This window comes from Chryseobacterium sp. VAUSW3, from assembly GCF_002205795.1.
GTDB lineage: Bacteria > Bacteroidota > Bacteroidia > Flavobacteriales > Weeksellaceae > Kaistella > Kaistella yananensis.
Genome location: NZ_NIUY01000003.1, coordinates 78,400 through 103,866, shown reverse-complemented (window position 1 = coordinate 103,866; position 25,467 = coordinate 78,400). Strand labels below are relative to the sequence as shown.

Sequence of the window (25,467 nt, the reverse complement as noted above, 5' to 3'; positions counted from 1 at the left end):
TAATTTTATTTAGTTCACAAAACATTTGCGAATTATTCCATAAATTAATTATATAATTCGGATAAAATATGCGAAATTAGTAATAAAAATATAATCGATAAAACAATTTTAAGAAATTTGACGCTGAAACCTGGCTGAAAATTTACAGGTAAATTATTCAACGCATAATATCATAATCAACTTAGAAAAGGTAGGCAATATTCCACGCGAAACCTACATTGAATTTTGCTGAGCTTTTGCCAAAGCCGGGAACAATCATCGGCTTGATGTCGTCCTGTGTTGTTGAGAACAGTAAATATCTCGGCTGGATATTCACATCGATATAAAACGGAGATTCAAAAAGCTGAACTCTTCCACCAACCGCAGCTTCCAGCCAGTAAGAACTTTGCGAAGAGGCAGGGAATGCTACAGTAGTGTCGCTCCCCCCGTAGCCACGAACCGGAACCGCTTTATATTCCTGACTATAAAATGAACCCGCAGCTTTGGCACCGGCATAAAAGCCGTTCAGCTCATTCTCTTTGTCTTTTGCCAGCATATAAAAAGCACCTAGCTTGAGAAACGGACCGTTGGCAGTAGCATCGTAGCCGTTTTTCCGGTAAATATTTTTTTCATAACCTGCTTCGGCGACCGCATGAATGTTTTTCGAAACCCTTGAAGAAACAAAACCCTGAAAAAGCTGTCGGTCAGCAAACACTCCGATTCCCGCATTCAACACATCAATTCCGACCATGAAATTGGGTTCATATTTCCATTTAGTTTGCAGAGTGTCCGGCGCTTTCTGAGCAAAAGCAGCAAAAAACAGAAGACTAAAAAAGAAGGAAAAAATGAGTCTTGGATTCATCGGAAATTTGGGTTTGGTTTTGTTCGATATCGATTACGGGATCCGGAACCTCCAGAATTGCGCTTGCATTTTCATACACTTTTTTGATTCCGCAGGCTGGCGAAACATACTCGGATTTTGTGGTATAATTAATTTTTACCTCTGAAGTAACAGCGGTTTTTGATAAACCAACATATATTTTGGTGAACGGCGCGTCATCAACCCGCAACGGAATAAGTACAGAGTCGGTCTTTGTTTTGGCAGCAATTACAGGAATCTGACCGTTTCCGTAATCCACGTTCACAAAAAGAGAATCCATTGTTTTGAGTTTTCCTGTGGCCTTCGTCTTAAATTTCAGTTTCATTCTGGGAGTTGCTTCTCCACTGATACAGATATCATCATCACTTCCGCAGGAGAAAAGCGAAAATAAAAATACGCTAACGAGAAAAATTTTCAGGAACTTCATGACTCAAATGTAATTAAATCTTTACCAGAAGCGCAATATTCTCCACATGATGCGTCTGCGGGAACATATCTACCGGGAGAATCTTCACCAATCGGTAATGCTCTTTCATCAATGCCATATCTCTTGCCTGCGTCGCCGAATTACAGCTTACATACACAATTTTCTCAGGCGATAGTTTCAGGATTTGTTCTACCACTTTCTGGTGCATTCCATCTCGCGGAGGATCCGTAATCAGGACATCAGCTTTCGGATGATTTGCAAGGAATTCATCATTGAAAATGTCTTTCATGTCACCACAATAAAACGTGCAATTTGATAAGCCATTAAGTTCTGCATGTTCTTTCGCTGCATTGATCGCTTCCTGAACCGATTCGATACCAATAACTTGTTTGGCATTTCTGGCAACGTACTGCGCAATGGTTCCGGTTCCGGTATATAAATCGTAAACTATCTCATTACCTTTCAGATCTGCAAACTCCAGCGTTTTTCTGTACAGTTCCAGAGCCTGCTTATAATTGGTCTGGAAGAAAGATTTCGGACCGATTTTAAACTGAAGACCATCCATTTCCTCCATTAAAAATCCGTCTCCGGAATAGGTGACCACATGCTGATCGTAAATGGAATCGTTCTGTTTTGAATTGATGCAGTACACTAAAGTTTTGATCTGCGGGAATTCTTTCAGCAGAAAATCGAATAATTTTTCGCGGTGCTCTTTCTCATCACGGAAAAGCTGGAATAAAACCATCCATTCGCCTTTTGAGTTTTGACGCAACATTAAAGTCCGTAAAAAACCGGTCTGTTCTTTCACATCGAAAAACTCAAGTCCGTTGGCTACAGCATACTGTTTTACGGCAAGTCGGATGAAATTGGAAGGATCTTCCTGAAGCCAGCATTCCTTAAGGTCGAGAATTTTGCTCCACATCCCCGGAATATGAAAGCCCAGCGCATCGCGGTTACCGAAATTCTCTTCCGAACTGATTTCGTATTGGGTAAGCCAACGCGCATTGGAAAAGGAAAATTCCATTTTATTACGGTAAAAATACTGTTCCTCACTTCCCAAAATCGGCAACGTTTCGAAATCCTCAAAACCGCCAATTCTTTTGATATGGTTAAAGACTTCGTCCTGTTTGAAATCCAGCTGTTTTTCGTAAGCAAGATTCTGCCATTTGCAGCCGCCGCAAACCCCGAAGTGAATACATTTCGGCTCCACTCTGAAAGGTGATCTTTCCACAATTTCGGCAACATCCGCTTCAAAATATTTTGATTTCGATTTTTTTACACGTGCATTTACCACATCACCGGGAACTGCGCCGGAAACCAAAACAGTTTTGCCTTCTTCAGTTCTGCCTACTGCAACACCTTTCGCACCTGCTGAAACCAGTTTTATATTTTCTAAAACGATATTTTTACTTTTCCTTTTCATCTACAATTATAATGAGCACAAAAGTAAGGTTTTGAAAATAAAAAAAAGGCGATAAATCGCTGGGAGGAATTTGAATTTCACTAAATTATTTTTTACTAAAATGCAGAATAAACAAAATTTAGTATAAAGTCAAATAATAATTTATAAAGAAATGCGCTAAAGCTCTTTGTTATTACATCAAACTTATAGTTATGCGGAATAAGATTGACGATTCCTTAAGTAAAAATATCCTACAAAAGCTGCAAAAAGTAGAAATCCCAATGTCCATAAAAATCTCGAAGGATTTTGATTTTTAAAAACATCAATAATAAGAACAAAAGCAACAATAAAATTGCACAACACCGCAACATATGATAATATTTTTCCCATCTGAAGTGAGATACCAAACGATGTAAGATCAAAACTTACTGAAAAAACAGTAAATATGATCCCGAAAAGGACCAACCAGTAAAGTATGCTTGGAGAAATAAGTAAATCGTTTTTCATGATTTAATTTTAAACGAATATAAAAAAATCCTGCCCAAATAAAATGAGCAGGAAATATTTCAATTTCTGATGGAAATTACTTTGTTGGAGCAACTTCTGGCTGTGGCGACATTAAATCGTTCTGTAGAGTTGCTTCAGGCTGCACGGTTGGCGCTTTAAGACCGGTAAGTTTATCCAAAACGGTGATCAATTCCGGATCTCCTAAGTTGTAGAAGAAGCGGCTTGCCATTTTTCCGTCTTTATCGATAACGACGAAAGAAGGAAGTTTGAAACCGTAAATTCCCAAATCTTTTGCAATCTGCGAGGTCAGTCCGCCCTCACCGTAAACATTGTTTCCGGGAATGCCTTTCATCATGGCATTGCTGGTTTTGGTGAACTGCTCTTTAGTATCATCTAAATTCACGAAAGTGAAATCCATTTTAGATTTATAGAAATTTACAACTTCTTTCAGAACAGGGACTGTACCTTCAGAAATGTACGGATTCCAAGATGCATAGAACATTACGAGGTTTGGTTTTCCTTTTACATCGGCCAGTTTAAAGGCGCTTCCGTCCTGTTTGATGAGTTTAGAATCCGGTGCAGCTTCACCAGCTTTCGGGCCGGCGATTACAAACTGAATTCGTTGCATATCTTTTTTAATGCCTGCATCTTTAATGTTTTCATTAATGATTTTATTAATTTTAGCAGTATTTTCATCCGTCATACCCGGCGTAATATCACCACTTGAAAGTACGAATGCCAGAAGATAATCTTTGGTCAGCTGAGAAAGGTCTTTTTTGGTATCTAGAAATTTTGCAAATAATTCAGAAGATAATTGGTTTCCTGCTGTTGCTTGCTTGCTTGCAAAAGCCTGAAATTCCGGGCTTAGTTTACCCAAAAGATAATTTCTGTAAATCGGTTGGTTTTTCAGAAGTCTGTCGCTGTCTGCATTAAGCTTAGCTTCAGCATCTTTGAAATTTTTTGACGCTTTGTATGCTGGGTTTTGCGTAGCCTGCGGATGGTTAACTTCGTACTGGCTCATTAATCCTAAGACACTCGCATTCAGTTCGTCTTTTTTATATTCTACCACTTCATTATCTGCTGAAGTTTTCTTGGCAGCAGCATCAATGCTGTTCCCGATATCGGTACGGATTTTTTCAGCAGCTTTCAGGAAATCGGCTTCATTTTTCATTACAAGTTCGCCTACATTGATTTTCCCTGCATAACCCTGAATAAATTTAGTTACCTCTAAAAGGAAATCGTTATTATTTTTGGCATCACCGGTAATGGTAAACTGATTGGGGAAGTTGGCTGCCTGGCCTGAAATATTAAGTTCCTGACCTCCTTTAAGATAAATCATCGCTGTTTTTCCGGCGTAAGACATAATGTACATGCCGTTTTTAGGTGCTTCGAAGCTTCCGGAAAAACTCCCTTTACTGTCTACACCCAAATTCAGCAGCGGAAGTGTTGCCACACCGGAGGCTTCTATAAACTCGATTCTTTCGAGCGGTGACCCGCCGGCAAAATTACCTTTTACCTCTACTTTTTTTGAACAGGACATTGCTACGAAAGCGAACATCAATAATAAAAAATATCTACTCATGTTTTTTTGATTGTATATAAATTTTTCGATTTTTAACTTCAAACGGTGTAAACTTAATTTGCGCAAAAATAAGTTATATAAAGACTTGTAGAAAATTTTAATCATATAATTGGCAAAGTTTAACAAAGAAAAAACCGCTTTCGGCAGTGAAAGCGGCATTTTCGTAATAATTTTCTGTTTTATCCTCTGTCGATATTGGCAGAAATGTATTCTCTGTTCATTCTGGCGATCACTTCAAGAGAAATTCCTTTCGGACACTCCACCTCGCATGCGCCGGTATTCGAGCAGTTTCCGAAACCTTCTTCATCCATGGCCTTCACCATATTCAGCACTCTTCTTTTAGCTTCTACACGACCTTGCGGAAGTAATGCGTATTGTGAAACTTTCGCTCCAACGAATAACATCGCGGATCCGTTTTTACACGTTGCAACACAGGCGCCACACCCGATACACGCTGCAGCATCCATCGCTTTGTCAGCATCTTCTTTAGGAACCGGAATCGCGTTTGCATCCAAGGTGTTTCCTGAAGTATTTACGGAAACAAATCCTCCCGCTGCCATCACTCTGTCGAAAGCGCTTCTGTCTACCACCAAATCTTTAATTACCGGAAAAGCAGCACTTCTCCATGGCTCGATGTGGATGGTTTCGCCGTCTTTAAACATTCTCATGTGAAGCTGGCAAGTGGTGATTCCTGTATCCGGACCGTGAGATCGCCCATTGATGTACAGCGAGCACATTCCGCAGATTCCTTCGCGGCAGTCGTGATCGAAAGCTACTGGTTCTTTTCCTTCGTTTACAAGATTCTCATTGAGCATATCGAGCATTTCGAGGAAAGAAGAATCCGTAGATACATCAGAAATTTTATAGGTTTCGAACTGTCCTTTTGATTTATTGTTTTTCTGTCTCCAAATTTTCAGAGTCAGGTTTAATCCTTTTTTTGCACTCATTTCTATATTAATTTTTTGGAGATTATTTATAACTTCTTGTTTTAACTTCGATGTTCTCGTACACCAGTTCTTCTTTGTGCAATACTTCTTGGTTAATGTCTGCCCCCTGATATTCCCAGGCTGCTACAAATTTGAAGTTTTGGTCATCTCTCTCCGCCTCACCTTCCGGTGTTGCATGATCCCAACGGAAATGTCCACCGCAGGATTCTTCCCTCTTCAACGCATCAATTGCCATCAGCTGTCCTAATTCAAGGAAATCTGCCACTCTCAGCGCTTTCTCGAGTTCCATATTCATTTCATCATTCGAGCCTGGTACTTTTACATTCTTCCAGAAATCGTTTCGTACTTCCTCAATTTCCTTAATCGCTTCCTGTAGACCTTCAGGAGTTCTTCCCATTCCCACCTTATTCCACATAATGTGTCCTAATTTTTTGTGGAAGTAATCTACAGAATGGGTACCTTTATTATTGATGAAGAAATTGATTTTATCTTTCACCTCTTTCTCTGCCGCTTCAAAAGCTGCAGAATCTGTAGGAATTGAACCTGTTCTGATGTCTGCCGAAAGATAATCTGCAATGGTGTATGGAAGAACGAAATAACCGTCTGCCAGACCCTGCATCAGCGCAGAAGCACCCAATCTGTTTGCTCCGTGATCAGAGAAATTGGCTTCACCCAACACGAAACATCCCGGAATGGTCGACTGCAGGTTATAATCAACCCAAACACCACCCATGGTATAGTGAACTGCCGGATAAATCTTCATTGGAGTCACATAAGGATTCTCGCCTGTGATTTTTTCGTACATCACAAAAAGGTTTCCGTATTTTTCTTCAACCCAAGCTTTTCCTAAATCATAGATCTGCTGATCGGTAGGATTGTGAATATTTTTCTCGAGTGCTGCCTCTTTACCTTTTTTGGTAATTTCTGTAGAGAAATCCAGGTAAACGCCTTCTTTCGTATCATTATTTTCAATTCCGTAACCTGCGTCGCATCTTTCTTTCGCTGCTCTGGATGCCACGTCACGAGGTACAAGGTTACCGAAAGCAGGATATCTTCTTTCCAGATAATAATCTCTGTCTCCTTCTTTAATGTTTTCCGGTCTTAATCTTCCTTCTCTAATCGCTTCTGCATCTTCAATTTTCTTAGGAACCCAGATTCTTCCTGAGTTTCTTAAGGATTCCGACATCAAAGTTAATTTAGACTGCTGTGTTCCGTGAACAGGAATACAGGTCGGGTGAATCTGTACATAACAAGGATTTGCGAAATAAGCTCCTTTTTTATGAATTTTCCAGGCTGCGGAAACATTGGATCCCATCGCGTTGGTCGAAAGGAAATAAACATTACCGTAACCACCTGAAGCAATAACTACAGCATGTGCAGAATGTCTTTCGATTTCTCCCGTTACCAGGTTTCTTGCGATAATACCTCTTGCTTTTCCGTCAACAATTACAAGATCAAGCATTTCATGACGGTTGTACATCTTGATTCTGCCTTTACCAATTTGGCGGCTCATCGCAGAATAAGCTCCTAAAAGTAGTTGCTGACCGGTTTGGCCTTTTGCGTAAAAAGTTCTTTTTACCTGAACTCCACCGAACGAACGGTTATCCAGCTGGCCACCGTACTCTCTTCCGAAGGGTACGCCTTGCGCAACACACTGGTCAATGATATTTGCAGAAACTTCTGCTAGTCTGTAAACATTTGCTTCTCTTGCACGGTAATCTCCACCTTTAATCGTGTCGTAAAACAATCTGTAAGTTGAATCTCCGTCACCCTGATAGTTTTTAGCTGCATTGATACCACCCTGCGCAGCAATGGAGTGCGCTCTTCTTGGTGAATCCTGGTAGCAGAATGCTTTTACGTTATACCCCTGCTCTGCCAGAGTTGCAGCGGCAGAACCGCCTGCCAAACCTGTACCTACAACGATAATATCAATTTTATCGCGGTTGTTTGGGGCAACAAGGTTCATGTGATTTTTATGGTTAGTCCACTTCTCGGCTAACGGGCCGTGTGGAATTTTTGAATCTAATTTGCTCATTTTTAGAAATTTTAAATTTTAAATTTTAGATTTTGAATGATTCAAAACTTAAAATTAAGACTGCGTTAAAAAGTGATACAGTGCAATGATGATAAATCCTGCAGGAATCAAAATGGAATACCATGTTCCAAGCGCTTTGATTACCGGCGTATATTTGGGATGCCTTGCTCCGACCGACTGAAAAGACGACTGGAAACCGTGGGCCAAGTGAAGACCCAACAATACAAAAGCGATGATGTAGAAAATTACCCTCCACGCATCAGCAAACTTCGCATGAAGTTCGTGCCAGAATCTTTCGTTATCTGGTGTATTCGCTTCAACATATTTGAAGTTGATCTCGTGCCACCAGAAATCGTACATGTGCAGTCCCAAAAATGCCAACACTACCAATCCGGAGATAATCATGTTTCTGGACATCCATGTAGAGTTTGCTGAGCCGTTGTTCATTGCGTACTTTACTGGTCTTGCGCTTCTGTTCTTAAGTTCAAGAACAAAACCCATCACAAAGTGAAAAATGACTGCAAACCCCAGAATTGGCTGCATAAGGAACTGAATGAGCGGGTTGTAACCCATAAATTCGGAAGCCGAATTGAACGCACTTGGACTGAATACTGAAATTAAATTCACCGAAAGGTGCATGATAAGGAATAGGAGCAAAAACATTGCAGACAATGCCATTGCGTACTTTCTACCGATAGTAGAACTGGTTAATCCTGCCATAATATTGTTTAAATTGAATTTTCACAAAGTTAAAAAAATGTTAAGCTATAGAAAAGTGAGAAATGTCAGAAAATTTCAGTTTGTAATCTTTCTAAATAAGAAATGTGAAAACTGTTCTATTTCAAGTGATATTCTTTGCCGCTGATCACTATTTTTTCAACATCATCAGAAATGATTTCTGTTTTAAATTTACGGATTCTCCTCGATGTTAAATAAGGTTCAATAACAAATTTTTCAACCTTTCCCAAATTAGTATTTGCCCTCATCAGAAACCGAACCTCATCCTTCGTTTTTACAGAAATAATTCTTTCTTTATAGTAGTGATGTACCAAAACCTCGTTTATTTGTGACGCTCTGTAATTCAACAAAAACCTCAACGCAACAAAAAGGATGATGAAATAAGAAATTTTAAGCACATTTTTCAAACTGAATGTAATCACTGCAAACCTTAAAAACCCAATAATCACAAAACCCACTGCCATTTCGAGCAGAGTCATTGGAATCATTCTGTAAAACGCAAGATCGAGATTGGCAAAGAAATGTATCAGTTGTAAAGCGCGGGTTACCACAGCATCATAAAGAAAATTCAGCCAGCCAATTTGTACCGAAAATTCAATGAGTACCGTCATTAATAATGAAAAAATAATCAGAATTTCCGAAAACGGAATGACGATCAGATTCGCGACAATGGAAATAATAGAATACTGATGGAAATAAAAAACCACCAGCGGCAGTGTAACGATTTGCGCAGCAATACTTATCGAAACCACATTCACCATAAGATTCTGAAATTTATTTTTGGGTTTGGGAAGGTATTTCAGAATCGGTTGATTTAGCCAGAAAATACCGAAAACTGCAACAAAACTCAGCTGAAAACCCACATCAAAAAACTGATTGGTATCTGCAATTAAAATCCCGAAAGCGGCAACCGCCATCGCGTGAAGAAGGTCGGGTTTCCGCTGCAGCACAACAGAAATATAATAAGCGGAAATCATGATACAGCTGCGCACCACCGAATTTCCGTAATCGATAAATATTGCAAAAGCCCAGATCAGACTAAGCGACATAATTATTTTGTAATTCCTGAACCTGGGCGGAAATATTGGATTTAAAACCAGCAGAATCAGCCAGAAAATAATAGCCATATGCGATCCCGAGATGGCCAAAACATGCATCAGACCAGATTTTGTAAAATCTTCCACCGTTTCTGCATCCATCTCGGTACGGTCGGCAAGGATAATTCCTTTGGTAAATTCTCGCGTTCGTTTGCTTAAATTCGCGCTGTCGATTTTACTTAAAGTTGAAAGTCTTTTCTGCCGGATTTTTTCAGAAAAACTTAAATCATTTCGTAAACCGCGCTGAAAAGAATTCGGCAGATAGGCCTGAAAATAAATATCCTTCCGCGAAAGATATTTACCGTAATCAAACTGAAAATCACTGTAAGGTTTCTGGAACCGGTTAATGTAGGCTTCCGCCTTGTAGTAATGAAGAAAATTAAGCTCAGTTTCAGATTTTGGGACGGAAAGCACACTCAGAAAAGGTTGTTTTCCTTTCCAGGCTGAGATTTCGTAACGCCTGTTTTTCTCGTTTGAATTGAGTTTTTTGGTGATTTTAAAAACGATAACTTCCTTGCTTTTCAGCTCAGGAAGAAGAGGTTTCTTTGAATTGAGAAAATGCGCAAAAATTCCCAATGAAAAGAAAAGAATGAATAGAGAAACATGCCTGAACTGGTGAAAATAAAAATCTTTAACCAGATACAAAATCATCAGCAGAAAACTGAAAACCAACAACATATAAATATATTTGATCTCCAGTGAAACAAAATCCTGCAGAAGAATCCCAAGAATAAAACAAATGCAGAGAATAAGCAGCGGCTGTTTGTGCAAAGTAGTTTTTAGAGATAAAAGTATCGAACTTTATCTGTAAAAACTACCGTAAAATCACCCATTTATAATAATTTCAGCGGCGTGGTCGCTGGCGCCCTTCCCGCCTAACTTTTGGCGTAGGAATTCGAAATTATCAAGCATCTTTTGTCTGGTTTCCCCTACCAAAATGGCGTTCAGTTCCTTTACCAGATTTTCGGTGTTAAGGTCATTCTGGATCAGTTCGGTTACAATTTCTTCATCCATGATTAAATTCACCAGCGAGATGTATTTGATGTTTTTCACCACTCTCTTTCCTATTTCATAAGAAATCCGGCTGCTTCGGTAACATACTACTTCAGGAATATTTAGCAATGCAGTTTCCAAAGTCGCCGTTCCGGAAGTCACCAGTGCGGCTTTCGAACTCCGTAGTAAATCATAGGTTTTATTGGAAACAAAATGTACATTCTCGTCCACATACCTTTCATAAAAAGATTTAGGCAAACTCGGAGCGCCGGCGATGACAAACTGATAATCCTTAAAAAACGGACGGACCGAAAGCATAATTTCCAGCATTTTAGCGACTTCCTGCTCTCGGGAACCCGGTAAAAGCGCAATGATGTCTTTACTGTTTAGGCCGTTTTCTTTTTTGAATTTTTCTGAATCAATAGGCTTCAGATCCGAAATCGCATCGAGTAAAGGATGACCCACAAAGTGCGCATCAACTTCATGTTTCCGGTAAAAATCTTTCTCGAAGGGAAGAATCACCAGCATTTCATCCACGTAATTCTTTATTTTCTCAACACGGCCTTCCTTCCACGCCCAAAGCTGTGGCGAAATATAATAGATAATTTTTATGCCTAAACTTTTTGCAAACGCTGCAATACGAAGGTTAAATCCCGGATAATCGACCAAAATCAGCACATCAGGACGATAAGCTTTAATATCCTCCTTACAGAATTTAATATTCTTCAGAATGGTTTTCAGGTTTTTTGCCACTTCCAGAAAACCCATGAAAGCAAGTTCTTTATAATGTTTCACCGGCTGAATTCCCGCCACATCAGCCATCAGATCGCCTCCCCAAAACCGGAATTCTGCGGCCGGATCTTTCTTTTTCAGAGATTTCATCAGGTTGGAGGCGTGCAGGTCACCGGAAGCTTCGCCTGCGATAATGTAATATTTCAAAGTGCTGGGTTTAAATTTTATGGAGTCTTTTAAAATAACTGAGTGCGTTTCTATGACTTATTTTCTCTTTCAACTCATCAGAAAACAGATCCGAAATTCTGCTGTTGATGGTTGAATACGCCGTTGAATCGCCAAATTCGGGAAAGAAAAACGGATATCTGTCCTGCTCAGGATGGGATTTATCATCAAAAAAATCGGCTCCAAAACAAAGATGGTCTTCTGCTCCAAGTTTTATGGCATGTTCGATATGACGGTAAATTTCATTGTGATTTTCGGGGTTGATAAAGTATTTCACAAAATTCAGTCCGATTAAACCGCTGCGGTTTATAATTTCTGTTACAAGTTCATCGGGAAGATTCCTGTTATGATCAAAAACCGCCCGCAAATTCGAGTGGCTTGCCAAAACCGGGATATCTAAATTATTTTGATCAATAAAATTTAAGATTCCGTACGCCAGTTGATCGCTGGTGTGGGATAAATCTATGGCGATTTTGCGGCCATCCAAATATTCAATCAAACGCTTACCGTCATTTTTAAGTCCGGCTTGCGTAAAATTTCCGCCTCCAAAACGGTTCTCAAGATGATGCGTTAATCCTACATACATGATTTTCGCCTGAGAAATCAACCAATCAAGATTTTTAAATGCATCTTCCATCGGCTGATCTTCTTCGCAAAGTCCGGAGGCGTTTTCCACCGCTGCAATAATTCCTAAACCTTCCTGAAGTTCGGCCTTTTCAGGATAAAATTCATAAATACCAGGAAGATTCAGTAGACCGCGGTAACGCTTAAGTTGTTCTCTAACCTCATCAACACTTCCTTTCCCTGTCGCGGAATAAAAAGCCATGACCTGCATTTTCACATGTCCTGTAAAAAGTTTATCTACTGAACAGCGTACATCTCCAGTGGGAGAAGAATTGGGCTGCAGAAGATAAGCAGTAAGATCACAGTGAAGATCAAGGTTTACTTCCATGGTGATTTAATTTTGTTCGCGAAAATTAACGTAATTTTGTGTCAAAGATAAAATAAAAATGTCGGAAGAATTTGAAATCAAAAATAAAGTTGCAGACAGTGGTTTGGTAAATTTCGACCTTTCAGAACTGGTTCCGAAAGGCACACGAAAAGGGATCGATCTGAAAGATTTTCTTTGGGAAGGAATGATTCTTCGGGAAAAGGATTTCAGAGATAAAGTCGCCGCAATAAATCCGGAAGATTACCGGGAATGCTATGTTTACATTTATAATTCTGCGGATGCAATTGTGCCGCTTTGGGCCTATTTCCTATTGACCGCGAAAATTACCGACGATGCTAAAAAAATAGTTTTCGGTAACCGCGAGGATCTGGAAGTGTTGCTGATGCATAACGCAGTGCAGACTTACGATTTTACAAAACTTACGGACAAAAGAGTGTTGGTAAAAGGGTGCTCTGATGTAAATATCCCTGAAAACGCTTACATAGAACTTGTCGAACAGCTGAAACCCCTCGTAAAGTCACTGATGTTTGGCGAAGCCTGCAGCAATGTTCCTATTTTTAAAAATTAAACTTTAACAGTATTTTATTATTGTAAATATTCCTTATCGGAATAGATTTTGGTAACTTTGAGAATCTTCATTCAAGAAAACCAAAAAAAATAAAATATGAACTTAATCGAATTAATTACCGGAAACGCCGGAAATCAGGTAGCTTCTCAGGCCGAAAACAAATTCGGCATCAGTAAAAATCAAATTATTGCACTTCTGGCGGTAGCCGCACCACTGGTTATTTCTTATCTAAGAAAAAAATCTCAGGAAGACCCCAATGAAGCGGAAGCATTAAACAACGCACTGGACAAAGACCATGACGGAAGTATTTTAGATAATCCTGCCCAGGTTGAATCCAGAGTTCAGGAAGGAGGCTCGATCCTCGACCATATTTTTGGCGGCCAGAAAGCTCAGGTTGAGAACCAACTTTCGCAAAACACTGGAATTTCCATGGATAAAATCGGGCCTGTTCTTGCCATGCTTGCACCGTTGATCATGGGATACATCGGCAAAGAAAAACAGTCGAGTGGGGTAAATTCCGGCGGCGGTCTTGGAGATTTATTGGGCGGTATTTTAGGCGGTGCGCAAAACCAGGCACAAGCAGAACCATCAAACCCTTTGAATGATATTTTGGGCAGCGTTCTTGGTGGCGGTTCGCAGCAGTCTTCGGGAAATCCATTGAATGATATTTTAGGCAGTGTTCTTGGCGGCGGCCAACAACAGCAACAACAGCAAGGTGGCTTAGGCGGACTTCTGGGAAGTATTTTAGGGGGTAAATAAACCTGAATTCAAATTAAAAAACCGAAGATTATTCTTCGGTTTTTTTTGTTTTCGCAGCTTTGGGTTTAGCTTCTTTTGTCTCTGCTTTTTCAGCTTTTGGTTTTGCTGTAGCTTTTGGTTTAGTTTCAGTGGACACTTCTGCATTTTCAGATTTCTCTGTAGGATATCCCACTTCTTTTCTTACTTTAACTTTTGAATCTTTCTTCTCATCTTCATTCAAAACCTTTACCGGAATATTTTTAACGGATTTCGATTTTCGCGGCCTTTTTTTACCATAACTTCCTGCAGTCACTTTTCCGCGTCTTGATTTCTGATCTCCTTTTCCCATAATTAATACTGTTTTTTTGTTATTGATTTACACAAAGTTAAATAAAAAACACAATCATTGAAGCCTAAATTTTCATAAATTTTGCACTTTATTGCGTTTTGATTTTCGCCAGCTCCAGGGAGCAATCGGATCTTTATCCCTCCAAAGGCCAACTTTCTTTTTTCTTGCCGCTGTTTCCAAATCTGCATAGTTTTCACTTTTCGAATAGCGTTTATAATGCCACGCCAACCCATTGCGCACCAGTTCTTTGTTTAGGTTTTGGTTGTTATAAAAAATTTCACCAATCCATCTGCCGTTGCGGTCTTTCTTACCATTCCCGATGACTACAACCGTCTTCCCGAAACAAAAATCTGAGGCAAACTGTTTTGCTCTATTGCCAAATGGCTGGTTTTTCTCCGGCGCGTCAACATGTTCAAGCCTTACAACAATTTCCTTTTTTTCATGGAGAACAACAAACGTGTCACCGTCTTTTACACCAACAACTTTCGCCGTAATTTTCTGTGAAAAAACAAATGCATAACACAATACAATACATAATAAAACCAGTAACCTCTTCTTCATTTACAAAAATATATTGCAAAGCTACCTAAAAAATATCATCGTTTAAATGGCCGGATTGCCGACTATGATATGCTGGTGACAACTAAAAAAACTTTTCGTTCGAGAGGTTGAACCGTAGTTTTACCGTACCAAAGGCTAGTCAAAGTAATGTTTAAGTAATGTAAGAGTAATATTTAAAGAAGATAAAACTTATGTCTTGCTTAAACGGGAGAAAAACAATCTGAAAGACTCTTTCAACCCTTCGTTTAACAAAGATTTTCTCAATCAAAAATCATATCTTTGCACCTATTGAAATTGGACGTTCTGAGACTGCTGCTTTAATGCATTCCCGGCGTTCCTTACAATGATTAAACAACCAGAAACGACAAACTGAATATATGTTTAGAACACACACCAACGGAGAATTATCGCTTAAAAATCTTAATGAAGAAGTAACCCTTTCCGGCTGGGTTCAGACCATCCGCGACAAAGGATTTATGATCTGGATCGATTTACGCGACCGCTACGGAATCACACAGCTGGTTTTCGACCAAGACCGTTCATCTGCAGAACTTATGGACGAAGCTAAAAAATTGGGTCGCGAATTCGTAATTCAGGTGACCGGAAAAGTGATTGAACGTGTTTCTAAAAACCCAAATATCCCAACCGGAGAAATTGAAATTTTAGTTGAAAATCTAACAATTTTAAATGAATCTCAACTTCCGCCCTTCACCATTGAAGACGAAACCGACGGTGGCGAAGAACTGAGAATGAAATACAGATATTTGGACATCCGCAGAAATCCAGTGAAAGACAAATTGATTTTCCGCCATAAAATGGCACAAAAAGTAAGAAATTACCTTTCTGATCAGAATTTTATCGAAGTTGAAACTCCGGTTCTCATTAAATCGACTCCGGAAGGAGCGAGAGATTTCGTGGTTCCAAGTAGAATGAATCCGGGCCAGTTTTATGCACTTCCGCAGTCGCCGCAAACGTTCAAGCAATTGTTAATGATTGGCGGAATGGACCGATATTTCCAAATTGTTAAATGTTTCCGTGACGAAGATTTGCGTGCAGACCGACAACCGGAATTCACCCAAATCGATTGCGAAATGGCATTTGTAGAACAGGAAGATGTCCTGGAAATTTTTGAAGGAATGACCGCTACTTTATTGAAAGATATCACCGGTAACGATTTCGGAAAATTCCCGAGAATGACTTTCGCAGACGCCATGAAAAAATACGGAAACGACAAACCTGACATCCGTTTCGGAATGGAATTCGTGGAAGTAAATGAATTGGTAAAAGGAAAAGATTTCAAAATTTTTGATGACGCCGAATTGGTTGTTGGAATCAACGTTGAAGGTTGTGCAGATTATACCAGAAAACAAATTGATGAATTAATCGACTGGGTAAAACGCCCACAAATTGGTGCTTCCGGAATGGTTTGGATTAAATTCCAAAATGATGGCGTTGTCACTTCTTCAGTAAATAAATTTTACAATGAAGAAGATTTAAAGAAAATCACAGAAAAATTCGGAGCAAAAGCAGGAGATTTAATCTTCCTCATGTCCGGAAACGAAACTAAAGTAAGAACCCAACTTTCTGCTTTGAGAATGGAATTGGGGAACCGTCTGGGTTTAAGAAAAGGAAAGGAATTTGCGCCACTTTGGGTCATCGATTTCCCACTTTTGGAATGGGACGAAGAATCCGGAAGATACCATGCAATGCACCATCCGTTCACGTCACCAAAACCGGAAGATTTCGAACTCATTCATACTGAACCCGGAAAAGTTCGCGCCAATGCTTATGATTTGGTCTTGAACGGAAATGAAATCGGAGGCGGTTCTGTAAGAATTTTCGATAAAGATTTGCAGAGCAGAATGTTCGATTTGTTAGGATTCACCAAAGAAGAAGCAGAAGCACAATTTGGATTTTTGATGAACGCCTTCAAATTTGGAGCACCACCTCATGCTGGTTTGGCTTTTGGATTCGACAGATTGGTTGCGATTTTGGACGGAAATGAAGTGATCCGAGATTACATCGCATTCCCTAAGAACAATTCCGGAAGAGACGTGATGATCGATGCACCGAGTCCGATTGCGGATTTGCAGTTGGAAGAATTGGCATTAAAAGTTGATACTAAGGAATAACTGTTTAACCGGAAAGTTTTATTGTTATTCGTTATATTTTTGAAAGCAGAAAACTTTTCCATCAAATCCAAGCGAACGTTTAATGCGAATTTATTAGCTCTTTCCTTGCTAAAATTTTGAAAATTTAAAAGTATTGTGGTTTAAAGAATTTCTAAAAATACAGAAGCAATCTCAATATTGGGATTGCTTCGTCATTTTTAAGAAAAATCAACGCAGTGACAACATATTATGGCAACTTCGCCACGAGACTTTCCGGTAAAATTTTAAGAATATTGTAAATCGCTTTCCATTTAAAATTAGGAACATTGACAAAAGAGTTTCCAACATTCACAATTTTTCCGGCAACATAATCCGGTTCCATCATTAGAGATTCGTTCAATTGTAAACCTTCATTAATTTTACTTCGGATGTAACCCAACACAAAAACATTTACCTTAATTTTTCTTGAAGAAAGTTCTTGCCGAAGTCCTGCAAGATAAGTGGTAAAGGCCGATTTTGTGCTTCCATAAACAAAATTGCTCTTCCGACCGCGAACTCCTGAAAGAGAGGACAAACCGATAATTCTTTCCAAATTTTCGTTGGTTTTATCCATCGCGATGATATTCAAAATGGAAACCGCACCTGAATAATTGGTGTGCATCATCTGTAAAGTCTTATCAAAATCCTGAAAAGCATCCTCATTTTGAACCAAAAACCCCGCTGAATATAATACAACATTTGGTTTGAAAGGCAATTCACTATAAAACTTTTGATGGGAAGCGAAATCCACCGCATCAAAATACAGCAAATCCATTTGATCAGCATTCAGATGATTTTCTTTGATGAATTTCTCCATCGATTCTAAATTTCTCGAAGCCATCATCACACGGAAATTTTTCTGCAAATACAGTTTCGCACATTCTTTCGCCACGTCGGAATTGGCTCCTAAAATCAAAACACTTTTTTCTGAATTCATTTGAAATCTCAAGAGAATTTTATTGTTTCATCCTCAATCTTTCCTTAATCTTTTGAATATTTTCTTTCGCAGAATCTTCTAGAATTAAACTTGCACTCATCAAAATTCTTTTTGGCATTAATTGATCAAAATCTTCGGATCCTTCCCACGAAACTTTCTTGATTAAAGCCAAAGCATCCGCGCTTCTTTCGGATAATTTCTTCATAAAAGCTTCAATTTTCGCATCCATTTCTTGAATACTTTCAGAAACGGAATGATAAACATCGTGCTTTTCACACCAATCGGCGCTTCGGAAATCGGCATCAATCGACATCGCTGAATAGGCAGATTTTCCGACTTTTCTTTCCACAAATGGGCCAATTACAAACGGTCCAATTCCCAAGTTCAATTCTGTTAAAGCCATAGCGGAATCTTTCGTGGCAAAACAGTAATCTGCTGCGCAGGCAATTCCTACACCGCCGCCGGTGGTTTTTCCCTGAACGCGCACGATGACTAATTTTCCGCAAGACCGCATCGCATTCAGAACTTTTGCAAAGCCACCAAAAAATATTTTTGAATTTTCCAAATCGTCAATTTCGAGCAACTCATCGAAACTAGCGCCTGCACAAAATGCTTTTTCTCCTGCAGATTTTAAAAGTATGGCTTTAACCTCAGGTTTGGCGCCTTCATCAAGAATAGTCTGAGCCAGTTTTTCCAAGACTTCTCCGGGTAAAGAGTTGCTTTTTTCGGTTCCGAAAGTGATTTCGGAGATTTGATTTTTGATTTCTGTATTTACGAATCCGTTGTTCATGAATTTTTATTTAGGGCAATTAAATATTTGTCGATATAAAGTTCTTTTTCCTTACTCTTATACTGCTGAATATATCTGGGATGTTCCAAAACCGTGATATTACCGAACAGTTTTTCCCGATCGTTGATCTTCTTTAAAAAAGTGGCATTCTTCACCCCAAGCACAAAAACCTCCGAAACGTCGAGTCCAAGGCTGATATGCTTCTTTAATGAATCTATCATGAAATCTTCCACCTTGCTGAAAAGCTCTTTGTCATCATAATAATTGGCATTCAGATAAACTCCGTTTTTGGTTTGTCTGGTGATCGCCAACGGAAATGGCGAATTGATATAAAATTTACTGTAAAACTTTTCTACGCCTCCCAAAGCTTCGATCATATCATAAATGAAAACTGAAGAAACTTCGTGAGTTCGTGCAGACTCCATTATAATCCCGCAGGCGCTTTCCAATCTTTTGGTATCGGTAAACGGAACGCCTGTAACTCCGGCGCCGTGGCGGCTTGGGTTGATTCCTATGATGAATTTTCGTTCTTTATGATCATTGTAAAACTTCTTGTAAAAAGCTGTCATAACACTGAAGGTTTCGGGATTGTCGAGAAACGGGTTCATTACCTGAAAGCCTGTCGGAAGCTTTCCGGTATATTTTAAGTTGCTGTTGAATTCTACGACTTGTTCTCCGAAGGTCACTCTGTTATAATGTTAAATCAGTAAATTAAACCAGATTAAACTGCTCAAAATGGTGCGTAAAATGTTTCCGGTGGAACAGTTCCATCATTTCTTTGTTCAGCATTCCGAACCTAGGATGGTAATGCTCGGCTTGCGGGTTCTCGCGGTAATAGATCAGGAATTCTTTTAAAGTTTCCAGGAGCTTTTCTTTTGCTTCCGTAAGATTCTTAAATCGTAACTGCGGTTCTTCTCCTTCTTTAAGGAGCGGATATTGTGCACCCGGCCTGATTTTCTGGTCCGTATAAATCCAGTCCTGAAGCAGCTCGAGTTTGTCGGCAGGGATTTCAGGAAAGTCAGAAGGCTCCAAAGAACCGAAACCATTTCGCAAAACCTCTTCCACATGTTCCACCATCAATTGAGGCGTCATCAAACCAAATTTTCTTTCTGAATTTTCGGTGAGATTATTTAATATTTTCTGAATTTCTTTTGTTTTTAAATCAACGAAAGGAGATTTTTTTGCCACCAAAGTCAAAATTGTCGCAACACAAACAATTTCATCGCGCTGATTGACAACTTCAACCAGCCATTTCACCACGCCACTCGGAATATTTCTTCCTTTTGCCCCTTTGTTGATTTTTTCTTTGGCCGTTAAATAAACCGTAATCGTGTCTCCTGCATAAACCGGTTTGAAGAAACTTGCATTTTCCAATCCGTAATTGGCGATAACAGGACCTTTTTTTCCGGAAACAAACAAACCAGCTGCTGCAGAAAGGATAAAGTATCCATGTGCCACGGTTTTATCGAAGATTGTTCCATTGAGAGAAGTTGCGTCGGTATGCGCATAAAAATGATCCCAAGAAACATTAGAAAAGTTCACGATATCTGCCTCTGTTACTGTTCTTCCCGCTGTTTCCAAAGAATCTCCAATCTCTACTTCTTCAAAATATTTTCTGAAAGGATGTCTATCTGAAAATTTCTGCGTTGCACCTTGTTGATAAATTTTAGTAATCGCCGTCAAAATATCGGGCGAACCTTGAATAGCTGTTTTTTGCAAGAAAAAATGCAACCCGTTCAAACCGCCCATTTCTTCGCCACCTCCGGCTCTTCCTGGCCCACCGTGCATTAAAGTTGGAAGCGGAGAACCATGACCTGTGGATTCTTTGGCATTATCTCGATTTAAGACAAAAATTCTTCCGTGGGTTGTCGCCATTTTCCAGGAAGTTTCTGCGACAAATTTCTCGTCGTGAGAAACGATGGAACCAACCAAACTTCCTTTTCCTCGTTTTGCCAAAGCAGCAGCTTCTTCCGCATCTTTGTAAGGCATCAATGTGGAAACCGGACCGAATGCTTCGACTTCGTGCGAACTATTTTTATCAAAAGGTTTGTCGTTCAAGAATAGTTTTGGGGACATAAATGCACCGTTTTCGTAATCCGCATCAACTAAATCGTGTTTTCCGTCGTAGATGAGTTCGGTTTCGGCTTTTAATAAATCTATTTTTCTTTGAACTTCATCAAACTGAATTTTTCCCACCAAAGAACCCATTCTAGTTTCTCGATTGAGAGGATTTCCGATTTTCGTTTGGTCTAAAGCCTTTGACAAAGCATTTTGAACATCACCTATTAAATTTTCAGGAACGATAATTCTTCGGATTGCCGTACATTTTTGTCCGGCTTTTGTTGTGATTTCATTGCGAACTTCTTTGATGAAAAGATCAAATTCGGGAGTTCCGGGTTTTGCATCCAAACCGAGAATAGAACAGTTCAAAGAATCGGCTTCCATATTGAAACGAACCGCGTTTTTGGCAACGGAAGGAAGTGATTTTAATTTTCGTCCCGTATTTGCAGAACCTGTGAACAAAACGCTGTCACCATCCTGAACGAAATCCAAAATATTTCCGGGTTCGCCGCAAACCAACTGTATGGCGCCTTCCGGAAGTAAACCACTTTCAATCATATCCTGAAAAACGGCGTTGGTAAGATAAGAACCATATGGCGAAGGTTTTACAATGCTTGGAACTCCTGCCAACAAAGAAGTTGACAATTTTTCCATCATTCCCCAAACCGGAAAGTTGTAGGCGTTGATTTGTACGGAAACACCTTCGCTTGGCGTAAGAATGTGAGTTCCAAGGAAAGTTCCGTTTGCGGAAATTTTCTGCGTGTCGCCATCCACCCAAAATGGGGTATTCGGTAACATTCTTTTTGCTAAACCTGAGTACGTGAAAAAAGTTCCGAAACCACCCTCAATATCTACCCAAGAATCTGCGTGAGTTGCTCCGGTTTTATAGGAAAGATCGTAATATTTCTTTTTTCTTTCTAATAAATACAAAGCTACTTTTTTCAACATTTCACCGCGATCATAGAAAGTCATGGAGGAAAGATTTTTGTACCCGACGGTTCGTCCGTAATGAAGGGCTTCTTCGAAATTAATCCCTTGTGTATCGGAAATGGCGACCAATTCTCCGTTTACGGCGTTGTGTAGGGAAATTCCGTTTCCGGTGCCTTCAATCCATTGTCCGGCTATATAGTTTTTGAGTTTCATGCTAAAGTTTTAAAATACCTGAAAAATTTAAAGGTGTTAAGATACTGAAATTTTCAAATTTTTGGTTTCATAATTCTTCGGAAGCTTTTCATTAGTTTTATATTTCACTGTATACTTAACACTCAGTTGCTAGAGATTAACATTTTCATAATTTTATCATCATTTTTTTATGAATTTGGCTAAAAAAATCAATAAAAATTATTGCGCAGCCATTTCTCACACTTGCGGAGTCATTTCTCACATTTACGGAGCCATTACTACTGGCTGCGGAACCATTTCAAAAGGTTGCGGGATTATTTCTTAGAGTTGCACACGGAAAACTGAGATGTGCGCCAAAAAAAATCCCTTCCAAAAAAAATTGAAAGGGATGGTATAAAGGTTTGCAAGAATTATCTTGCGCTTAAATCTACGTAATCGCGTTTTTGAGCTCCTTGGTAAACCTGTCTTGGTCTTCCGATAGGGTCGTTGTGCAAACGCATTTCTTTCCATTGAGATATCCAGCCTGGAAGTCTTCCCAGTGCGAACATTACGGTAAACATTTCAGTTGGAATGCCTAATGCTCTGTAGATGATTCCTGAATAGAAATCCACGTTTGGATATAATTTTCTGCTTACGAAATATTCGTCTTCAAGTGCTACTCTTTCCAACTGCATTGCAATATCCAATGCTTTATCTTCAATTCCTAAAGAGTTCAGGATATCGTCTGCCGCTTTCTTAATGATTCTTGCTCTTGGATCGAAGTTTTTGTAAACTCGGTGTCCGAATCCCATCAAACGGAAATTATCGTCTTTATTTTTAGCTTTTTCCACGTATTTTGCTACATCGCCTCCATCTTTCTCAATCATTTCAAGCATTTCGATTACGGCCTGGTTTGCACCGCCGTGAAGTGGTCCCCAAAGTGCAGAAATACCTGCAGAAACTGATGCGAATAATCCGGTGTGTGCTGAACCAACCATTCTTACAGTTGATGTAGAACAGTTTTGCTCGTGATCTGCATGGAGGATCAATAATTTATCTAAAGCTCCTACAACAACCGGATCGAGTTCAAATTCGATATTCGGACGACGGAAACACATTTTGTAGAAGTTTTCTACATAATTTAAGCTATTATCTCCGTGGTTGATTGGTAAACCTAATTTTTTTCTGTAAGTCCAAGCACAAAGGTGAGAGAATTTAGCAAGAAGCATTTCCGCAGCGTGATCCATCTCTTCTTTTGAGTTTACGTTAACCGCTTTAGGATTAAATGCAGTAAGTGCTGACGTAAGGGAAGACAAAACACCCATAGGATGCGCAGATCTTGGGAATACGTCAAGAATTTTCTTCATTTCATCGGCTACGAAGTTGTAATTTTTGATTCCACCTTCGAATTTAGCGAACTGATCCTTATTTGGAAGTTCACCATGAAGCAACAAATACATTACTTCGGTAAAATTAGATTTTTCGGCAATCTGCTCAATCGGATATCCTCTGTAATACAACTCCCCGTTGTCACCATCAAGGTAAGTGATGTCGCTTAAGGTAGCGCCTGTATTTTTGTATCCTAAATCTAATGTAATTAAACCGGTTTGGTCTCTAAGCTTTGAAATATCGATACCTCGGTCTCCGATTGTGCTTTCTACGATAGGATATTCAAAAGAATTCCCGTCATAGTTCAATACTACTTTATTATCTGGCATTATGTAATTTTTTACTAATTTATGAATACTGATAGAAAATGGCAAATGAAATTCACCGTTTTCAATCAATTTTTTCTATTATCGTTTTATTTTGAATGCATCTAATCCCGGGAACACTGCCGTTTCTCCCAAAGCCTCTTCAATTCTTAAAAGTTGGTTATATTTCGCCATTCTGTCGGAACGTGATGCGGAACCTGTTTTTATCTGCCCGCAGTTCATTGCAACGGCTAAATCAGCGATGGTAGAATCTTCGGTTTCGCCGGAACGGTGAGACATTACCGATGTATAACGGTTGTGTTGTGCCATCTGCACGGCAGCCATTGTTTCAGAAAGGGAGCCAATCTGATTAACTTTTACAAGTATTGAATTTGCAATACCTTCGTTCACCCCTCTTGAAAGTCTTTCAACATTGGTTACAAATAAATCGTCGCCTACCAGCTGAACGCGGTCTCCGATTTTTTCGGTAAGCATTTTCCACCCTGCCCAGTCGTCTTCGTGCATACCGTCTTCAATTGAAATGATCGGATATTTAGCAGCCAATTCTGCCAAATAAGAAACCTGCTCACTGCTGCTGAATACCGCTGAATCAGGAGTTTGAAATTTTCTGTAATCGTAGTTTCCGTCTTTATAAAATTCTGAAGCTGCGCAATCTAACGCGATCATCACATCGTCGCCTGGTTTGTAACCTGCCTTTTCAATGGCTTGAAGCAAAGTATCCAAAGCATCTTCAGTTCCTGTAAAGGTTGGTGCAAAACCTCCTTCATCACCTACTGCAGTGGAAAGTCCACGTGAATGAAGGATTGATTTAAGGTTGTGGAAGATTTCAGTTCCTTTTCTCAAAGCGTGAGAGAAAGAATCTGCTTTTACCGGCATCACCATAAATTCCTGGAATGCAATAGGCGCATCGGAGTGCGAACCACCATTGATGACGTTCATCATCGGAACAGGAAGTGTATTGGCATTAACACCACCCACATATTTGTAAAGTGGAAGACGAAGTTCGGTTGCGGCTGCTTTTGCGGCTGCTAATGAAACACCAAGAATGGCGTTAGCTCCTAAATTGCCTTTGTTTTTAGTCCCATCCAGCTCAATCATAATCTGGTCGATGAAATTCTGGTCATAAACCGGAAGTCCTACCAATTCGGGAGCAATAACCTCTCTTACATTTTCTACAGCTTTCAGGACACCTTTTCCCATGTAATCTGTACCGCCATCGCGTAATTCTACGGCTTCGTGCTCACCTGTTGATGCTCCTGAAGGAACCGCAGCACGGCCCATTGCACCGTTTTCTGTAAAAACGTCTACTTCTATTGTAGGATTTCCGCGGGAATCCAAAATCTGTCTTGCTTCAATGTAGGAAATGTAACTCATCTTATGATTTTTTAACTTTATTTTTGGTTTACAAATTTAACGAAAATAGAACTATTTTAAGAGTTTAAACACATGATTTTAATATGGTATGCGTTAAACTTTCGTTAATGGTAACGATTTTTTAATTTTTTGAAAAGTAATCGTAAATTTGATCTACCTAAAAAACAAGATTATTATGAAAAAGAGTGTTTTTATTGCGTCCGCAGTTATACTTTTTACCATTGTGGGCTGCAAGAAATCAACAGAGGGCAATAAAAGTATTATTGTGGAAGATTCTGCTGTAACGAGCAAAACTGAAGAACCGGTAAAAACTGACAGTGGGGCGGTAGTAAGCGAGAGCGAAAGCGGTGTGAAAAAAGGTGAATATACCGATCGCTATGTGGCTGAAGACGGGTCTTCAGCTTTGGTGACTTTTAAAAATTCGGATAAGGAAAATACGATTAGCGTACGGAGTAATAACAAAACGATTTCGGCGCCGAGAAAAGCAGGCGCGGGACCGGGAGTTTATGGAAATTTCGATTTTGAAATTGTGTCACGAAACGACAGCGTTATTATCACGCAAGGTAATAATATCATCGGTCTGAAAAAGGCAAGAGGACAATAGTTAAGACTTAATAAAATTATAAA

At 39.5% G+C, this 25,467-nt stretch carries 23 protein-coding genes; 4 read left to right on the top strand and 19 right to left on the bottom strand.

Features of this window, described 5'->3' with window-relative positions; translation table 11 throughout:
- Positions 1 to 181: 181 nt before the first annotated feature.
- From CDW55_RS10215 to CDW55_RS10165, 11 genes are all read right to left on the bottom strand, one after another.
- Positions 182 to 841: a DUF6048 family protein gene (locus tag CDW55_RS10215; RefSeq protein ID WP_088469667.1), complete on the bottom strand. Its 660-nt coding sequence runs from the start codon at positions 839 to 841 to the stop codon at positions 182 to 184.
- Positions 807 to 1,286 (bottom strand): DUF6452 family protein, encoded by a 480-nt coding sequence (locus CDW55_RS10210; protein WP_088469666.1) that lies wholly within the window; start codon positions 1,284 to 1,286, stop codon positions 807 to 809. Before CDW55_RS10210 ends, CDW55_RS10215 begins: the two co-directional genes overlap by 35 nt.
- 13 nt (positions 1,287 to 1,299) lie before the next feature.
- The gene (rlmD, locus tag CDW55_RS10205; protein WP_088469665.1) at positions 1,300 to 2,709 is read right to left on the bottom strand and encodes a 23S rRNA (uracil(1939)-C(5))-methyltransferase RlmD; all 1,410 of its coding nucleotides are present in this window, start codon (positions 2,707 to 2,709) and stop codon (positions 1,300 to 1,302) included.
- Between the two features lie 189 nt (positions 2,710 to 2,898).
- Positions 2,899 to 3,195, bottom strand: a complete 297-nt coding sequence (locus CDW55_RS10200; RefSeq protein ID WP_088469664.1) for a hypothetical protein — start codon at positions 3,193 to 3,195, stop codon at positions 2,899 to 2,901.
- 76 nt (positions 3,196 to 3,271) lie between these two features.
- A complete protein-coding gene (locus CDW55_RS10195) occupies positions 3,272 to 4,777 on the bottom strand; it encodes a TlpA family protein disulfide reductase (RefSeq protein ID WP_088469865.1) in 1,506 nt (501 codons plus the stop codon).
- Positions 4,778 to 4,956: 179 nt separating this feature from the next.
- Positions 4,957 to 5,724 (bottom strand): succinate dehydrogenase/fumarate reductase iron-sulfur subunit, encoded by a 768-nt coding sequence (locus CDW55_RS10190; protein ID WP_088469663.1) that lies wholly within the window; start codon positions 5,722 to 5,724, stop codon positions 4,957 to 4,959.
- Between the two features lie 22 nt (positions 5,725 to 5,746).
- Complete coding sequence (locus CDW55_RS10185; RefSeq protein WP_088469662.1) at positions 5,747 to 7,759, bottom strand: fumarate reductase/succinate dehydrogenase flavoprotein subunit; 2,013 nt, start codon at positions 7,757 to 7,759, stop codon at positions 5,747 to 5,749.
- A gap of 54 nt (positions 7,760 to 7,813) precedes the next feature.
- Positions 7,814 to 8,479, bottom strand: a complete 666-nt coding sequence (locus tag CDW55_RS10180) for a succinate dehydrogenase cytochrome b subunit (protein ID WP_088469661.1) — start codon at positions 8,477 to 8,479, stop codon at positions 7,814 to 7,816.
- 116 nt (positions 8,480 to 8,595) lie between these two features.
- Positions 8,596 to 10,365: a ComEC/Rec2 family competence protein gene (locus CDW55_RS10175; protein WP_088469660.1), complete on the bottom strand. Its 1,770-nt coding sequence runs from the start codon at positions 10,363 to 10,365 to the stop codon at positions 8,596 to 8,598.
- A 54-nt stretch (positions 10,366 to 10,419) separates the two neighbouring features.
- Positions 10,420 to 11,526, bottom strand: a complete 1,107-nt coding sequence (lpxB, locus tag CDW55_RS10170; RefSeq protein ID WP_088469659.1) for a lipid-A-disaccharide synthase — start codon at positions 11,524 to 11,526, stop codon at positions 10,420 to 10,422.
- Positions 11,527 to 11,536: 10 nt separating this feature from the next.
- Positions 11,537 to 12,496 (bottom strand): dipeptidase, encoded by a 960-nt coding sequence (locus CDW55_RS10165; protein WP_088469658.1) that lies wholly within the window; start codon positions 12,494 to 12,496, stop codon positions 11,537 to 11,539.
- 58 nt (positions 12,497 to 12,554) lie between these two features.
- Between CDW55_RS10165 and CDW55_RS10160 the strand changes: the two genes are divergently transcribed.
- Both CDW55_RS10160 and CDW55_RS10155 read left to right on the top strand, forming a co-directional pair.
- Positions 12,555 to 13,064 (top strand): DUF2480 family protein, encoded by a 510-nt coding sequence (locus CDW55_RS10160; protein WP_088469657.1) that lies wholly within the window; start codon positions 12,555 to 12,557, stop codon positions 13,062 to 13,064.
- A gap of 96 nt (positions 13,065 to 13,160) precedes the next feature.
- Entirely contained in the window at positions 13,161 to 13,823 is a 663-nt protein-coding gene (locus CDW55_RS10155) for a DUF937 domain-containing protein (RefSeq protein ID WP_088469656.1), read from the top strand.
- A 28-nt stretch (positions 13,824 to 13,851) separates the two neighbouring features.
- Here the strand turns inward: CDW55_RS10155 and CDW55_RS12600 are convergent, their stop codons facing one another.
- Entirely contained in the window at positions 13,852 to 14,151 is a 300-nt protein-coding gene (locus CDW55_RS12600) for a 30S ribosomal protein THX (RefSeq protein ID WP_088469655.1), read from the bottom strand.
- 72 nt (positions 14,152 to 14,223) lie between these two features.
- Positions 14,224 to 14,712 (bottom strand): thermonuclease family protein, encoded by a 489-nt coding sequence (locus tag CDW55_RS10145; RefSeq protein WP_088469654.1) that lies wholly within the window; start codon positions 14,710 to 14,712, stop codon positions 14,224 to 14,226.
- Between the two features lie 377 nt (positions 14,713 to 15,089).
- On the opposite strand from CDW55_RS10145, the gene aspS reads away from it, so the two are divergent.
- Positions 15,090 to 16,844, top strand: coding sequence for an aspartate--tRNA ligase (gene aspS / locus CDW55_RS10140; RefSeq protein WP_088469653.1), 1,755 nt, complete (start codon positions 15,090 to 15,092; stop codon positions 16,842 to 16,844).
- 226 nt (positions 16,845 to 17,070) lie between these two features.
- Here the strand turns inward: aspS and CDW55_RS10135 are convergent, their stop codons facing one another.
- From CDW55_RS10135 to eno, 6 genes are all read right to left on the bottom strand, one after another.
- Entirely contained in the window at positions 17,071 to 17,799 is a 729-nt protein-coding gene (locus CDW55_RS10135; protein ID WP_088469652.1) for an SDR family NAD(P)-dependent oxidoreductase, read from the bottom strand.
- Positions 17,800 to 17,818: 19 nt separating this feature from the next.
- Positions 17,819 to 18,589, bottom strand: a complete 771-nt coding sequence (locus tag CDW55_RS10130) for an enoyl-CoA hydratase/isomerase family protein (protein ID WP_088469651.1) — start codon at positions 18,587 to 18,589, stop codon at positions 17,819 to 17,821.
- Positions 18,586 to 19,275, bottom strand: a complete 690-nt coding sequence (locus CDW55_RS10125) for an SMUG2 DNA glycosylase family protein (RefSeq protein ID WP_088469650.1) — start codon at positions 19,273 to 19,275, stop codon at positions 18,586 to 18,588. Before CDW55_RS10125 ends, CDW55_RS10130 begins: the two co-directional genes overlap by 4 nt.
- Before the next feature lie 25 nt (positions 19,276 to 19,300).
- Positions 19,301 to 21,793 (bottom strand): phenylacetic acid degradation bifunctional protein PaaZ, encoded by a 2,493-nt coding sequence (paaZ, locus tag CDW55_RS10120; protein ID WP_088469649.1) that lies wholly within the window; start codon positions 21,791 to 21,793, stop codon positions 19,301 to 19,303.
- Positions 21,794 to 22,182: 389 nt separating this feature from the next.
- Positions 22,183 to 23,469 carry a citrate synthase gene (locus tag CDW55_RS10115; protein ID WP_088469648.1) on the bottom strand — a complete coding sequence of 429 codons (1,287 nt, stop codon included), beginning with the start codon at positions 23,467 to 23,469 and terminating at the stop codon, positions 22,183 to 22,185.
- 78 nt (positions 23,470 to 23,547) lie between these two features.
- Positions 23,548 to 24,840 (bottom strand): phosphopyruvate hydratase, encoded by a 1,293-nt coding sequence (eno, locus tag CDW55_RS10110; RefSeq protein ID WP_088469647.1) that lies wholly within the window; start codon positions 24,838 to 24,840, stop codon positions 23,548 to 23,550.
- Between the two features lie 175 nt (positions 24,841 to 25,015).
- Here eno and CDW55_RS10105 point away from each other — a divergent pair, with 175 nt between their 5' ends.
- Complete coding sequence (locus tag CDW55_RS10105) at positions 25,016 to 25,444, top strand: hypothetical protein (RefSeq protein WP_088469646.1); 429 nt, start codon at positions 25,016 to 25,018, stop codon at positions 25,442 to 25,444.
- Positions 25,445 to 25,467 lie beyond the last annotated feature (23 nt).

Bases quoted from the DNA above. Each gene is read 5' to 3' on its own strand.
- rlmD (WP_088469665.1), bottom strand. From the start codon at position 2,709: ATGAAAAGGAAAAGTAAAAATATCGTTTTAGAAAATATAAAACTGGTT.
- aspS (WP_088469653.1), top strand. From the start codon at position 15,090: ATGTTTAGAACACACACCAACGGAGAATTATCGCTTAAAAATCTTAAT.
- CDW55_RS10195 (WP_088469865.1), bottom strand. From the start codon at position 4,777: ATGAGTAGATATTTTTTATTATTGATGTTCGCTTTCGTAGCAATGTCC.
- CDW55_RS10180 (WP_088469661.1), bottom strand. From the start codon at position 8,479: ATGGCAGGATTAACCAGTTCTACTATCGGTAGAAAGTACGCAATGGCA.
- CDW55_RS10130 (WP_088469651.1), bottom strand. From the start codon at position 18,589: ATGAACAACGGATTCGTAAATACAGAAATCAAAAATCAAATCTCCGAA.
- paaZ (WP_088469649.1), bottom strand. From the start codon at position 21,793: ATGAAACTCAAAAACTATATAGCCGGACAATGGATTGAAGGCACCGGA.
- CDW55_RS10135 (WP_088469652.1), bottom strand. From the start codon at position 17,799: ATGAATTCAGAAAAAAGTGTTTTGATTTTAGGAGCCAATTCCGACGTG.
- CDW55_RS10165 (WP_088469658.1), bottom strand. From the start codon at position 12,496: ATGGAAGTAAACCTTGATCTTCACTGTGATCTTACTGCTTATCTTCTG.
- CDW55_RS10190 (WP_088469663.1), bottom strand. From the start codon at position 5,724: ATGAGTGCAAAAAAAGGATTAAACCTGACTCTGAAAATTTGGAGACAG.
- CDW55_RS10115 (WP_088469648.1), bottom strand. From the start codon at position 23,469: ATGCCAGATAATAAAGTAGTATTGAACTATGACGGGAATTCTTTTGAA.
- CDW55_RS10155 (WP_088469656.1), top strand. From the start codon at position 13,161: ATGAACTTAATCGAATTAATTACCGGAAACGCCGGAAATCAGGTAGCT.
- CDW55_RS10215 (WP_088469667.1), bottom strand. From the start codon at position 841: ATGAATCCAAGACTCATTTTTTCCTTCTTTTTTAGTCTTCTGTTTTTT.
- CDW55_RS10145 (WP_088469654.1), bottom strand. From the start codon at position 14,712: ATGAAGAAGAGGTTACTGGTTTTATTATGTATTGTATTGTGTTATGCA.
- CDW55_RS10160 (WP_088469657.1), top strand. From the start codon at position 12,555: ATGTCGGAAGAATTTGAAATCAAAAATAAAGTTGCAGACAGTGGTTTG.
- CDW55_RS10200 (WP_088469664.1), bottom strand. From the start codon at position 3,195: ATGAAAAACGATTTACTTATTTCTCCAAGCATACTTTACTGGTTGGTC.
- CDW55_RS10185 (WP_088469662.1), bottom strand. From the start codon at position 7,759: ATGAGCAAATTAGATTCAAAAATTCCACACGGCCCGTTAGCCGAGAAG.
- CDW55_RS10210 (WP_088469666.1), bottom strand. From the start codon at position 1,286: ATGAAGTTCCTGAAAATTTTTCTCGTTAGCGTATTTTTATTTTCGCTT.
- eno (WP_088469647.1), bottom strand. From the start codon at position 24,840: ATGAGTTACATTTCCTACATTGAAGCAAGACAGATTTTGGATTCCCGC.
- CDW55_RS12600 (WP_088469655.1), bottom strand. From the start codon at position 14,151: ATGGGAAAAGGAGATCAGAAATCAAGACGCGGAAAAGTGACTGCAGGA.
- CDW55_RS10105 (WP_088469646.1), top strand. From the start codon at position 25,016: ATGAAAAAGAGTGTTTTTATTGCGTCCGCAGTTATACTTTTTACCATT.